The organism is Caloramator mitchellensis (assembly GCF_001440545.1).
Classification (GTDB): domain Bacteria; phylum Bacillota; class Clostridia; order Clostridiales; family Caloramatoraceae; genus Caloramator; species Caloramator mitchellensis.
The window spans coordinates 198,594-212,080 of record NZ_LKHP01000002.1; the positions used below are offsets into that span (position 1 = coordinate 198,594).

Annotated in this window: 10 protein-coding genes; 1 reads left to right on the forward strand and 9 read right to left on the reverse strand. The window is 34.8% G+C overall.

All coding sequences use genetic code 11. The features are described 5' to 3' along the window. Positions 1 to 124 precede the first annotated feature (124 nt). The 3 genes from ABG79_RS02520 to ABG79_RS02530 are packed head-to-tail and all read right to left on the reverse strand — an operon-like array spanning position 125 to position 4,317. Positions 125 to 2,287, reverse strand: a complete 2,163-nt coding sequence (locus ABG79_RS02520; protein WP_057976797.1) for a Tex family protein — start codon at positions 2,285 to 2,287, stop codon at positions 125 to 127. Continuing rightward, on the reverse strand, positions 2,284 to 3,357 hold the full coding sequence (locus ABG79_RS02525; protein ID WP_057976799.1) for a sensor domain-containing diguanylate cyclase: 1,074 nt from the start codon (positions 3,355 to 3,357) through the stop codon (positions 2,284 to 2,286). The genes ABG79_RS02520 and ABG79_RS02525 overlap by 4 nt, the downstream gene beginning before the upstream one ends. Positions 3,358 to 3,381: 24 nt before the next feature. Continuing rightward, positions 3,382 to 4,317: a magnesium transporter CorA family protein gene (locus ABG79_RS02530; RefSeq protein WP_057976801.1), complete on the reverse strand. Its 936-nt coding sequence runs from the start codon at positions 4,315 to 4,317 to the stop codon at positions 3,382 to 3,384. A gap of 313 nt (positions 4,318 to 4,630) precedes the next feature. On the opposite strand from ABG79_RS02530, the gene ABG79_RS02535 reads away from it, so the two are divergent. Continuing rightward, positions 4,631 to 6,007 carry a M28 family metallopeptidase gene (locus tag ABG79_RS02535; RefSeq protein ID WP_057976803.1) on the forward strand — a complete coding sequence of 459 codons (1,377 nt, stop codon included), beginning with the start codon at positions 4,631 to 4,633 and terminating at the stop codon, positions 6,005 to 6,007. 8 nt (positions 6,008 to 6,015) lie between these two features. Here the strand turns inward: ABG79_RS02535 and ABG79_RS02540 are convergent, their stop codons facing one another. The 6 genes from ABG79_RS02540 to ABG79_RS02565 form a co-directional block, all read right to left on the reverse strand. Beyond that, a complete protein-coding gene (locus ABG79_RS02540; protein WP_057976806.1) occupies positions 6,016 to 6,369 on the reverse strand; it encodes a hypothetical protein in 354 nt (117 codons plus the stop codon). A gap of 110 nt (positions 6,370 to 6,479) precedes the next feature. Next, positions 6,480 to 7,590 (reverse strand): peptide chain release factor 2 gene (gene prfB, locus ABG79_RS02545; protein WP_341408288.1). Its coding sequence is split into 2 segments (ribosomal slippage): positions 6,480 to 7,523 and positions 7,525 to 7,590, totalling 1,110 coding nucleotides; the frame shifts between segments, so codons are not numbered across the junction. Between the two features lie 15 nt (positions 7,591 to 7,605). Continuing rightward, a complete protein-coding gene (gene secA / locus ABG79_RS02550; RefSeq protein WP_057976809.1) occupies positions 7,606 to 10,110 on the reverse strand; it encodes a preprotein translocase subunit SecA in 2,505 nt (834 codons plus the stop codon). A gap of 107 nt (positions 10,111 to 10,217) precedes the next feature. Beyond that, on the reverse strand, positions 10,218 to 10,754 hold the full coding sequence (gene hpf / locus ABG79_RS02555) for a ribosome hibernation-promoting factor, HPF/YfiA family (RefSeq protein WP_057976811.1): 537 nt from the start codon (positions 10,752 to 10,754) through the stop codon (positions 10,218 to 10,220). 478 nt (positions 10,755 to 11,232) lie between these two features. Then, positions 11,233 to 11,925: a ComF family protein gene (locus tag ABG79_RS02560; RefSeq protein ID WP_057976813.1), complete on the reverse strand. Its 693-nt coding sequence runs from the start codon at positions 11,923 to 11,925 to the stop codon at positions 11,233 to 11,235. Next, positions 11,871 to 13,478 (reverse strand): hypothetical protein, encoded by a 1,608-nt coding sequence (locus tag ABG79_RS02565; protein WP_057976815.1) that lies wholly within the window; start codon positions 13,476 to 13,478, stop codon positions 11,871 to 11,873. Before ABG79_RS02565 ends, ABG79_RS02560 begins: the two co-directional genes overlap by 55 nt. Between the last annotated feature and the right edge of the window lie 9 nt (positions 13,479 to 13,487).

Below are 13,487 nucleotides of genomic sequence, written 5' to 3' on the forward strand. Positions count from 1 at the left end.
TTTTGCCAAGTAATTCTAAACTTTTGTTTGTTTTCGAAAAGCAAGAATTACTATGGTTTATGAAATGCGCTTTTAAAAATCAAATCATGGGGCTTTCAAGATACTTATATTCTAATATAACCTTTTACTTCAAATCCTTCATTGAAAGTGCTATTCTTTTTCGCTTTAAGTCTACATCAAGAACCTTAACGTCAACTATATCTCCAACCTTTGCAACCTCCATAGGATGTTTTACATAGAAATTCGCAAGCTCCGACTTATGAACGAGACCGTCCTGGTGAACTCCGATATCGACAAAGACTCCAAAATCTGCTACATTTCTAACAGTCCCCTTAAGTATCATTCCAGGTTTTAAGTGTTCCATCTCCATAACTGTTGACATAAATATTGGTGGCGGAAGTTCTTCCCTTGGGTCCCTTCCAGGCTTTTTAATTTCCTTAATTATATCCATTAAAGTTGGAATGCCGCAGCCTATCTCATCTGCTATTTTCTCAACTCCTCCATTTCTCTCAACTAAAGCATCCAAATTTTCAAGTTTTCTATTTTTAACATCATCTAAAGATAGGTTTAATCTTTCCAAAAAACTTTTACAAACATCGTAGGACTCAGGATGAACTGCAGTATTGTCAAGAGGATTGCTGCTCTCTGGAATTCTTAAAAATCCTGCACACTGCACGAACGCCTTTTCTCCGAGCCTCTTTACCTTTAGAATTTCCCTTCTATCCTTAAACTTTCCATTCTGCTCCCTGTATTCAACTATATTCTTAGCTATCGCAGAATTTATTCCCGAAACATATGATAACAGCGAAACCGAAGCAGTATTCAAATCCACTCCAACGCTATTAACAACATCCTCAACTACTCCCTTTAATGTATCATCAAGCCTCTTTTGAGACACATCGTGCTGGTATTGCCCAACCCCTATTGATTTAGGGTCAATCTTAACAAGTTCCGCAAGAGGGTCCTGAAGTCTCCTTGCAATTGAAATCGCTCCCCTTAATGAAACGTTTATATCTGGGAATTCCTTGCTTGCAAGCTCCGATGCTGAATACACAGAAGCACCTGCCTCTGAAACTACAACATAATAAATCTTTTTGCCTTTTTCATCCTGTATTTCCTTTATAAGCTCTGAAATAAATATTTCCGATTCCCTCGAAGCAGTTCCATTCCCAAGGGATATTATATCAACATCATGCTTATAAATAAGCTGCTTCAACACTTTTTTGCTGCCCTCGATATCGTTTTGAGGAGCTGTTGAATAAACAGTTGCAGTATCAAGAAGCTTTCCAGTTTCATCGACAACCGCCACCTTGCATCCGGTTCTAAATCCAGGGTCAAAACCTAAAACAACCTTACCCTTAACCGGGGATTGCATCAATAGATTTTTGAGATTTGCTGCAAAAACCTTAATAGCTTGCTCTTCCGCCTTTTCAGTTAATTCGTTTCTTATTTCCCTTTCAATCGAAGAGGATATCAGCCTTTGATAGCTATCCTTTACCGTCCTTTGAATATATTCCTTTTCATATTCCCTTTTGATGAGCTTATTTTCTAAAAAGCTAATTATCCTTTCGACAGGTGCCTCAATCTTGACTGACAAAAATTCTTCCTTTTCGCCTCTGTTAATCGCAAGAACCCTGTGCGGAAGTATGCTCTTAACCGGCTCTTTATAATCATAATACATCTCATAGGGTGAAGTTTCTTCCTTAAGGGCCTTTGTAAGTATAATTCCTTCTTTGAAAGTTATATTTCTAATATATTTTCTAAATTCGGCATTGTCTGATATTTCCTCGGCAATAATGTCAAGTGCCCCCGAAATAGCGTCCTCAACTGTTGCAACTTCCTTTTCAGCATCGACAAATTGCTTTGCAATATCATAAATTGCCCCTTCGTAATTTTGTTCAAGTATTATATTAGCAAGCGGCTCAAGTCCTCTTTCCTTTGCAATCGTGGCTCTTGTTCTTTTCTTTGGTCTAAACGGTCTATAAATATCATCAACTTCAGTTATAGTATTTGCCTCATCTATAGCCTTAACTATTTCATCCGTAAGCTTGCCCTGTTCATCAATAAGCCTTTTAACTTCTTCCTTCTTAGAAAAAAGGTTTCTTAGATAATTTAACCTATCAAAGAGCTGTCTTAGTGTAACATCATCAAGTCCACCGGTAACTTCTTTTCTATACCTTGCTATAAAAGGAATAGTGTTTCCCTCGTCTATAAGCTCTACTGTATTTTTAACTTGATTTTCTCTAATATTCAGCTCGCGTGCTAAAATACTTATAATATCCATCATCTCACCTCAAGCTTGTTTTTTTTCTTTTGCTCATACATCTCATTGTCTGCAATTGTTATAAGCTTATCAGCGTTTCTTGTTTCAAATGTGCTGCTATACCCTGCACTAAACTTAACATTAATTCCATCCACAGGGTTTGTGTCTAAAAATTCCTTTATCTCATCTATTTTTTCTCTTAATATTTTTTTACTTCCCTTAAATACAATTACAAATTCATCCCCAGCATATCTGCAGATATACGCATTATCATCAAATTGCTTCCTTATCGCATTTGTAAAGTGCTTTAAAGCTTCATCTCCCTTTTTATGTCCGAAGGTATCATTTATATATTTAAAATCATCTAAATCTATAAGGCAAATAGATAATGTTTCCCCTGTGCTCAATAAATCATTTAATAATTCCTCAAATTTTCTTCTGTTCAATAACCCCGTTAAATGGTCATACGATGAGATAAACTTGAGTTCATTCATAAGCTTTACAATTTTAATAGCTGCCTCGAGCTGTATTACTATATATTTTAATAGTATGATATCCCTCTTATTAAACGCATCTTCTCTAATATTATTATCTAGATTTATAACGCCATAAAAATCTCCATCGATGTAAATAGGTGCAGAAATGGTGCATTTAATATCCAGAGCATTTGATTCAACAAGTTTTTTAAAACTTTTTTTACTTAAATGCTCATCATCAAATACCCTTGGGTTCTTAATTATGCTTGGCTCTTTAAGTTTTGTCGTCCTGTATAAATACAACTCTTCTTTTCTAAGATGAACATTTTTTAAAGATTCGATGTCAAAACCCACTGCCGCTTTATATTCCATGTGATTTTTATTTCTATCATAGATTAAAATACTACCCCTTTGAGCATTTTCAATCAAATCAATCGTATACTCTAGAATCCTTTGATACAAATCGTCAATTGATTTAAAATCCTCTATTTCCTTTGCAACGTCGATAAGAGTATTTTTTATTTTTTCAGTCCTTTGGTATTCACTTTTAAGTTTCATATTATTTACGATTAAATATATCGCAAACAATATCGCAATAATTGCAGCAGCAATCTCCATAGACATCCTTCCTAACCTTTAGTATTAAAACATATCCTTCTTAGCAAGAAGGTATGTTACGCCACCAGACATGATAGCAATAATCAATAATACAAGGTAAAAACCGAACGGATTATCTCCAAATGGAACAGGAACATTCATTCCAAAAAGTCCAGAAACCATAGTTGGAATTGAAAGAACTATAGTAATTGAAGCCAAAAACTTCATTACTATATTCAGGTTATTTGAAATAATCGAAGCAAATGCATCCATAGTTCCGCTCAATATATTGCTATATATATTTGCCATTTCAATAGCCTGCTTGTTCTCAATGATAACCTCTTCTAAAACGTCCTGGTCCTCTGGATATTTTTGCATCATCTCAAGTTTAAGCATCTTTTCAAGAGTTATTTCGTTGGATTTTAAAGAAGTTGAAAAGTAAACTAGGCTCTTTTCAAGAGATAATAGCTGTATAAGCTCTTTATTCTTCATTGATTTGTGAAGCCTTGCTTCTATAATATGGCTTGTTTTGTCTATCTGCTTAAGATAACATAGATAATAGGATGCTACTTTATAAAGTATTTGAAGTATAAATCTTGATTTTTTAAACGTATAGAATGACTTAACTTTTTTTGCCACAAAATCATCAATCACCTTGTTTTCCTTTAAGCAGATAGTTACGATGAACTTATCGTTTAAAACAATACCTAATGGAATAGTATAATATTGCAAAGACTTATCCTTAACATCCATAACAGGTATGTCGATTATGACTGAAGTTTGGTCTCCGTCGATTTCAATTCTTGAGCTCTCCTCTTCATCAAGCGGAGCTCTTAAAAATTCAATCAAAAGACCAGTCTTTTGCGATACATACTCAAGCTCAGTCTCATTTGGATTTGTAAGGCTAACCCAGCAGCCGTTTTCGATGCCATCGATTTCAAATGTCTGACCATCGACATTGGTCTTGTATATCTTTAACATTCTCCCACTCCTTCCTCGAGCCTCTAAGGCTCGAGGAAGCCTTAGAGAACTCTATATTAATTTCTTCTTCCTGACGGGTAAATCATCCATACATAACACCTCATATGCAAAAAATTTTCACTAATTTTACTTTACAACAATGAAACAAAAAATACAAGCCATTTATAAATCTCAAAACTATTAACGAATAATGGTTTTCTATTAAAATTCACAAAAAACCCACAAAACAATCAACAAGTTTATCCACATACTGTTGATAAACTTGTTGATATTGGAATATAATAGTAATATATGTAAATGATGGGGTGAGGAAATGAAGAACATTTTGAGCTTAATATTTACCCTAATGCTGTTTTTCCAAAGCATTGCATATGCAAATGCATTTAATCCACAGAATGTGTATAACACGATAAGAGAACTAACCCAGGATAAGTATGCTGGAAGACTTGCTGGGGATAAAGGAAATGAACTTGCCTGTGAATATGTGAATAAAAAATTTTTAGAAGCTAAATTGCAACCCCTTGGGGATAATAAATCCTTCTATCAATATTTTACCGCATATGTTCCTTTTGTTGAGGGGGATATTTCCTTCAAAGTTTTTAATGGTGAAAAATTAGTTAAGGAATACGCCTATGGTATTGATTATAAGGAAATATATACAGGGGCATCCGTTGGAGGGTTTGTAAGAGGCAAATTATATTCAGATGAAACCTCAAAGGGTGAGATTTATATTGGAGTGGATTATCCCTATGAAACGATGTCGACCTATGAATTTGATAAGACCCTTGCAGGAAAGGGAATTAAAGCTGCACTCTATTTTTCTGAAAGGCCTATGAACTTTAAAAGCACATATAAAATTCAAAATGAATATAAAGAAGGGCTCATTAAGCTATTGATTGATTCAAGGTTATATGAAGAAATAAGAGATTTTTCAGATAAGGGATACATATTTGAAATAAAAAGCCCTGTAAAAGTTAAAAAAGTTAAAACAAAAAATATAATTGGAGTTAAAAAAGCTGCATCCTCTGAAAAACCACCTATAATTTTTTCCGCCCATATAGACCATGTGGGATACGATGCAGGAGGAAGAATATACCCTGGTGCCCTTGATAATGCCTCAGGTGTTGCATTCATGCTTGAAATATTAAACGTTTTAAAGGACGTTGAAACTAATAGAGATATAATTTTTATAGCATTTAACGCTGAAGAGGAAGGACTTATCGGCTCATATTATTTTGTTAACAGGCCACCAATAAACATTGAAAATGCAGAATGTATAAACTTTGATATGATTGGCTCTCCAAAGGAAATTCCTCTATCTGCCCTGAGCTCCAGCCAAAGAAGCGATGAACTTAGTGCATTTGTTAATGAGCAAAACCTTAACAGATTATACGAAGACAACAGCGACCATGCTCCATTCAACATGAGAAACATAAGCGCTGTTACGCTCATACATGACGATATGGAAAAGATTCATACAACATTTGATACCATTGAAAATATAGATGTTAAGAAAATAGAAGAGGCATTCGAAACTATAGAAAAATATTTATTAGAGCGAGGCATCTTATTGACGAAACCTGAAGAACAGGAAAATGCTAAAAACACATATTTGATTTATGTAGCACTAATCCCTATTCTTGCTGCAGGTGTATATATTGGTATCAATAGAAAAAAATTTCAAATATAGCTTATTATTTAATATAACTTGCATTTATTTCTCCATAGATAATACAACACTATTATTTGTGGCAACAAAATTAGTATTGCTCTTAAAATTGTAACTACATTTATACCCTCAGCAAGAAAATTTAGAACAAGTATTAATATAAGCAATACCAATACTAAAACATTCATTGAAAGCAAAGAAAAAAATGCCCTGCTTTTTCTTTTATAAATTCCTACCCCATTAATTGCAGTCATAAGCCCAAATATAAAAATCAGAAGACTATATATGTCTATATCTTTATTCAGAAAGCCAATGAATAGATTCGGAATAGTCATTATACAAATAAATAAGCCATAAGCTATTATCACAAAAGTAAACTTCATTTTTTCACCACCATTATTTTCCATATATTTCAATTATAATATATAGCATAATCAATTACAACTTTAAAAGCCTCTATTGGGATATCTTTTTCACCCAATAGAGGCTTAAATTACTTCTGGCTTTCGGATTTTAAATATGCGTTTATGAACTCATCTATTTCTCCATCCATTACTGCCTGGATGTTACCTATTTCAACGCCTGTTCTGTGGTCCTTAACAAGGGTGTATGGCTGGAATACATAGCTTCGAATTTGGCTTCCCCATCCTATATCCTTCTGGTCACCTGTTAAGTCCTCAATCTTTTCTTTTCTTTCTCTTTCCTTCATTTCAATGAGCTTTGACTTTAGCATCTTCATAGCCATTTCCCTGTTGGAATGCTGGCTTCTTTCTGTCTGGCAGGATACAATTATTCCGGTTGGAATGTGGGTAATTCTAATCGCAGATTCAGTCTTGTTTACATACTGACCACCTGCACCGCCTGACCTGTAGGTATCAATCTTTAAATCCTCATCCCTTATTTCTATATCCTGTTCTTCTGTAATTTCAGGCAAAACTTCAATTGATGCAAAGGAAGTGTGCCTCTTTCCTGCTGCATCAAAAGGAGAAATTCTAACAAGCCTGTGAACTCCCTTTTCTGCCTTTAAATAACCATAGGCATATTCTCCTGTTATCTCAAGAGTAACGCTCTTTACCCCTGCTTCGTCACCAGGCAGAAAATCCACTGTCTCAACCTTGTATCCTTTTCCTTCTGCCCACCTTGTATACATTCTAAGGAGCATCGATGCCCAGTCGCAGGCTTCTGTTCCGCCTGCACCAGCGTGAATAGTCAATATTGCGTTGTTTTTATCATATTCACCAGAGAGCATTGTTTCAATTCTAAATGCTTCTATCTTTTTTTCTATGTCCACTCTCTCATTTGTTATTTCTTCAAGATGTGAATAATCCTCTTCCTCATCACAAAGTTCAATAAGAACCTCAAGGTCTTCAACCCTCTTAAGAAGGCTCTCATACCTGTCTATCTTATCCTTAATGCTCTTTGCTCTTTGAACAACCTTTTGAGCCTCTTCTACATTGCCCCAGAAGTCTGCGTCCTGCATTTTTTCCTCAAGCTTTGCGTGTTCTTCCTTTAACTTAGCGATGTCAAAGAGAAGCCCCCACTTCGTTTAGGATTTTCTTCATTGGTTCAATCGCTGAATAATGTTCTTCGAATTGTAAATGCATCCTAATCACCTTCCTTTACATGTTTCTTCCGCAACAATTCTTATATTTCTTGCCGCTGCCGCATGGGCAAGGGTCGTTTCTTCCTATTTTGTCGCTCTTTTTAACTGGCTGTTTTTTAACCGAATCGTCATAGTTAGTTGAAGTAGGTTCAGCAACCCTTTCTCTTTCAACCTTTCTTTCCGGTCTTACTCTAAATAGGAATCTTACAGTTTCTTCTTTTATGCTGTAAATCATCTCATCAAACATGTTCATACCTTCTATCTGGTATTCACGAACAGGGTCCTGCTGTCTGTAGGCCCTTAATCCAATTCCCTGCTTTAAGTGTTCCATGGCGTCGATGTGGTCAATCCACTTTGTATCAACTGCCCTTAAAAGAACAACCCTTTCAATTTCTCGGAACATGTCTTCTTCGAATTCCTTTTCCTTCTCTTCATAGTCAGCATAAATATGATTCAATATATTTTCAAGTATCTCATCCTTTGAGTGCTTTTCAAGTTCGGCTGCATCGAATTCATGATTCAACATGAATACATCTTCTATATATCTTATAAGCGCCTTGATATCCCACTCTTCTCTATGCCTGTCGTCAGTAGCGTGGGCATTTACTATGGATGTAACAACATCCTTTATCATATCTCTTATGCTCTCTCTTAGGTTTTCACCCTCTAAAACCTTTCTTCTCTGATTATATATTATTTCTCTTTGTCTATTTAATACGTCGTCAAATTGCAGTAATGATTTTCTTATTTCAAAGTTGTTGGCTTCTACTCTCTTTTGAGCCTGCTCTATAGCGTTTGAAACCATTCCGCTCTCGATAGGTTCATCATCTGGAAGCCCAAGCTTTGAAACTATATCCTTAATTCTATCTGAACCGAATAGTCTCATCAAATCGTCCTCAAGGGATATATAAAATCTTGAACTACCTGGGTCTCCCTGACGTCCAGCACGACCTCTTAGCTGGTTATCGATTCTTCTTGATTCATGTCTTTCGGTTCCTATTATCTTCAAACCGCCAAGTTCAGCAACACCTTCGCCAAGTTTAATATCCGTTCCACGACCTGCCATATTAGTTGCTATTGTTACCATGCCCCTTTCACCAGCATGTGCAACTATTTCAGCTTCCTTTTCATGATACTTAGCATTAAGAACCTGGTGAGGAACTCCCTTTCTTTTTAGCATATCAGAAATAAGTTCTGATTTTTCAATGCTGATAGTTCCAACCAATACAGGCTGACCTGTTCTGTATGTTTCAACTATCTCATCAACAAGCGCATTAAACTTTGCCTTTTCAGTCTTGAAAACTATATCTGGAAGGTCCTTTCTAATCATCGGTCTGTTTGTAGGAATTACAATAACATCAAGACCATATATTTCTCTAAATTCTACTTCTTCAGTAAGAGCTGTTCCTGTCATACCGGATAGCTTCTCATATAATCTGAAGTAGTTCTGGAATGTTATTGTAGCAAGAGTCTTTGATTCTCTCTCAATCTTAACTCCTTCCTTTGCCTCAATTGCCTGATGAAGACCATCTGAATAACGTCTTCCATACATAAGTCTTCCAGTAAACTCGTCAACTATTATTACTTCATCGTCCTTAACAACATAGTCTATGTCCCTTTTCATAAGGTAGTTTGCCTTTAGAGCCTGAATAACATGGTGCTGTATTTCCATGTTTTGAGGGTCAGCATAGTTTTCGATATTGAAGAATTTTTCAGCCTTCTCAATACCCTTTTCAGTAAGAGTTACTGCATGTTGCTTTTCATCAACTTCAAAGTCCCCTTCTTTATTTAGAGTCTTTACGAACATATCCGCAACTGAATAAAGCTTAGTTGACTTTTCTCCCTGACCGGATATTATAAGCGGGGTTCTTGCTTCGTCGATAAGTATTGAGTCAACTTCGTCGACTATTGCAAAATGTAAATCCCTTTGAACCATTTCTTCTTTGTATATAACCATGTTGTCTCTTAAGTAGTCAAAACCAAATTCGTTGTTAGTTCCGTATGTTATGTCGCTATTGTATGCCTTCTTTCTTTCCTCTGCGTCTAAATCATGTGTAATAACTCCAACAGTTAGCCCTAAGAATTCATAAATCTTTCCCATCCATTCCCTATCACGCTTTGCAAGATAGTCGTTAACTGTAACAACATGAACTCCCTTGCCAGTTAGCGCATTAAGGTAGGCAGGCAAAGTAGCAACAAGAGTTTTACCTTCACCTGTTTTCATTTCAGCTATTCTTCCTTGGTGTAGGACTATTCCACCTATAAGCTGAACCCTGAAGTGCTTCATTCCTAAAGTTCTCCATGCAGCTTCTCTAACAACTGCAAATGCTTCGGGAAGCAAATCATCAAGTGTCTCTCCCCTTTGAAGTCTTTCTTTAAATTCAAATGTCTTGTTTCTTAATTCCTCATCGGAAAGGCTTTGCATTTTGCTGTCCAAACTTTCTATTTTATCAACAAGCGGCATAAGCCTTTTAATTTCTCTTTCGCTATGGCTACCGAATATTTTTTCAAGTAAACCCACACTACCACCTTCCTTCAAAACAATACTAATATTTTAGCATAATTTCATCAATTAAACAATTAATTTGAAAATTTACATAAGAAAAAGCACCCGATTGGGTGCCTTTATTATACTTCTGGTTCTATTATGCCGTAATTTCCATCTTTTCTCTTGTAAATTACATTGACTTCCTCAGTATCTGCATTTCTAAATACGAAGAAGCTGTGTCCTAAAAGTTCCATCTCAAGCATTGCTTCTTCAAGGTCCATTGGCTTAACTGAAAATCTCTTTCTCTTTACAATCTTTCCTTCTTCCTCATCAACATCTCTATCCCTGTATTCTGGAATATCTAAGAATCTTAAAGTTTCACCATTGTGAACCCTCTTTTGAAGCTTTGTCTTTTGCTTTATAATTTGTCTTTCTATCTTCTCAACTACATTATCTATAGATGAATACATATCACCTGTTGATTCTTCACCTCTTAAAATCATTCCATTGAATGGAATTGTAACTTCGATTATCTGTTTGTTCTTTTGAACTGAAAGGAAAACGTGAGCCTCCTGTTCTGGACTAAAATACCTTTCAAGTTTGCCAAGCTTTTTTTCCACTGTGTCCTTTAAAGCGTCTGTTAACATTATGTTCTTCCCAGTGATCATGAATTTCATAAGATCTACCCCTTTCAAAGTAAGATAAGGGAAAAATATTTTTCTTATAATAATTTTAATATTTTCTGACAATTTAATCAAGTATTTTTTGTCAAAATGTGAAATATGTGAATATGTTGATAAATGTCTGTGGATAGTGTGGATAACTTTGTGCATAACTTGAATTTCAATGGTTTTGTATCCACAGCATTTGTTAGTAGTAAAAATTATGATTATTGATATTATTTTATGCAAATTAAAAAAATAAATACAAAAAGGACATGGCACTGATTAGCTGACCTGGTCTTTGACCCCACACTCGCCTGCTGGAAGTTTTGCTCAAGGTGGTATGCCTCTCACTAATCCTTCTCTCGGTTTTCCCGGCAGGACTTACTTCTAAACCGCACCATGCTCATCAGACCTTATCTGACTTACGTGGATCGTTTCGCCTGCGGCTGGCATCGACTTTCAACCACAGACCTAATCAGCGCCATATCCTTTATGTTGCAAATGTTAAAACTATTATTTTTTTTGCATTTGATTTTTTAAGAGCTACTGAATTGAAGTGGGCTGTTGCACCGCTTGTAAATACATCATCAACAAGCAAAATGTTCTTACCAGACAAATCAGTGCTGCACTTAAAAACTCCTTTTACATTATACCATCTATTTTGGTCTTTGAATAGTGTTTGTGATTTAGTATCCCTTATTTTTTCAACGCACTCTAAAACTTTTTTTCCTGTTAAATTGGATATGTTCCTGGCAATTAAACTTGCCTGATTATAGCCCCTTATTCTTATTCTTTTTTTAGAAGATGGAACAGGAACTATTATGTCAAAATCTATATTAAAATTATTTATAACATCCACCATAAATTTTGCAAATACATTTGCAAGTTCAACCTTTTCCTTGTATTTTAACCTTCTAATCATTTCCTTTGGTAGTCCTTCGTATCTGCATACTGAATAAACTTCGTCAAATTCTACTTTGATTGGATAATTTCTTTGCACCTTGGAAAATATTGATTTGTTTAAAACCTCAAAATAACATTCTTTGCATAATCCATAATCATAAACTTCAATCCTTCCGCAGTTTGCACAAACACTTTCTGACGGAAAAATTATCTCTAAAAGCCCATCTATAGCTTCACATATTCCTTTTCCCAGGAAACTTTGTTTAAACTTCGTATACATTTCCTTGCTAAGGATATCTCCTCCGTTTCATTTTCGGCAACAAATAAAACCTCCCCTATTCTTTTGTTCCTTCCCGTTGACGCCATTGCTGAAATATAGATTAATTTTTCTGCATTAAAATAATTTGAATGTGCATTTAAAACTATAACATTTATGTCCTCAACCAATTGTCTTGAACATCTTATGTCGCTCGTTATAAAAACGTTTTTGCTGCTTCTTAAAGCCCTTGCAAAGTCGTCGTATTTAATATCTTTTTCAATTAAATCCATATCAATTCCACAGGAGACTAAAAAATTTAATATTTCCTGATGCCTACTTTCATCCGGGTAAAATATTACAGTTTTTGTTCCCTCTTTAATCGAAAACTTCAAAACATCTACAGCCATTTGAGGGACAAAAACTTCAAATTCGCTTAAAAATCTTGCAGTTTCCACTCTAGGTTCGGATATAAGATGGCTCCCATGTGCAAATGGAATATATATTAATTCATTGAAATGTTCTTTATTTCTTAGTGGGTTTGCTGAAATATAAATAAATTTTGCCTTATCCTTAGCTGACCTTTTTACAACATAGCCAAAGTCAATATTTTCTTCAAAAGCACTATTTAAATCGTTCAATACTACAAGGTCGAATGATTTATAAAACCTAATTAAATTTGATTTATAGGCTATAACTATATCAAAATTTCTATAGTCCTCTATATTTTTGTTAGCAATTCCTATTCTTTTTTTAGTAAATGTATTTGACAGTATAGTATAAACCTCATTTATTTCATTAAAACTTGTAACGTATAAAACCCTTCCGCCTCTTTTAAATACTTCAGCAAATGATGAAAAAAGCATCTTAATAGAAAATGAATGTGGAGCACTAAAAATAATGCTGCTAACTTTTTTTGATTTTGTAAATTTTAATATTTCCTGTGAAGCCTCTTCTTCAATTAAGTTCAATGACGGTTTTTTGTATGAAAAATCATTTAGCATCAAATAATTGTAATTGTCCGCCGCATATAGTAGAACATCATCTTGTTTAAAGCCAAACAGACACATTTCACATGGTTTTCTCTTGCAAAAATAACATTGCGGTTTGCCCTTGTTTTCTAAAAATGCAGGTGATATTTGTATTCTTCTTTCGCAGTATAGCATTTGGACTATATCCAAAAGAGTTTCATATTGAATAAAATTTTGCTTTGCAAATTCAACCAATTCTCTAAATGTAAGTATTTTACCAACTATAGCGCCTTCAACTAATTCAACATCTTTTTTAGAAGGCAGATTATACCCTTCCTTTAACCTTCTTTTCCACATTTCTATGGACTGTTTTTGAAGCATAGGGATTGTTCTTTTTCCACTTATCTTAAAAATTTTATCAAACAACCTCGTTGAATACATGTTTTCAATCGATTCCTTTGCCTTATCGATGTCCATCAACCCTAAAACTTCAAAATTATCAATCCTTCTTGTTTTCTTTAATATTTCATAATCAACGAGTGGATTAAAGGAAAAATCATATACAGTCCCTCTGCTGCCATCTGCCCTATACAGGTAAACTTCCACAATACCACC